Below are 319 nucleotides of genomic sequence, written 5' to 3'. Positions count from 1 at the left end.
AAGGGTCATTAGCACACGCCCCATTCATGATTCCATGTCTAAATACTTGACTCATTATTCCTTTGCATCGTTTAGCCGTTTCGTAAAGCCCCTTGTTTTCAATCCCCTTTAGAAAATCAAGAATGGATTTACTTGATATGCCGTTGATATTGCAATCAGCAAATTTAGGGTAAATGTAATTATCTAATCTCGATTGAAAGCCATATTGTGTTTTCTGCGTAAGATTAGTTTTAGTAGCTAAACAAGCAGTAGCCCAATGCTTAAAACTATTCTTGTCTAGGTGCTTTTCACTTTCTTGCTGGATATGGTTTTGTGGGTC

General features: G+C 37.0%; 1 protein-coding gene. It reads right to left on the bottom strand.

From position 1 onward, the window contains the following. Positions 1–319, bottom strand: a 319-nt coding sequence (locus tag GCU85_RS10120) for a phage integrase central domain-containing protein (RefSeq protein ID WP_218110679.1), incomplete at both ends; no start/stop codon positions are given.

Origin of the sequence: Ostreibacterium oceani (assembly GCF_009362845.1) — a bacterium.
GTDB lineage: Bacteria > Pseudomonadota > Gammaproteobacteria > Cardiobacteriales > Ostreibacteriaceae > Ostreibacterium > Ostreibacterium oceani.
This window is presented reverse-complemented; position numbering and strand designations above follow the sequence as displayed.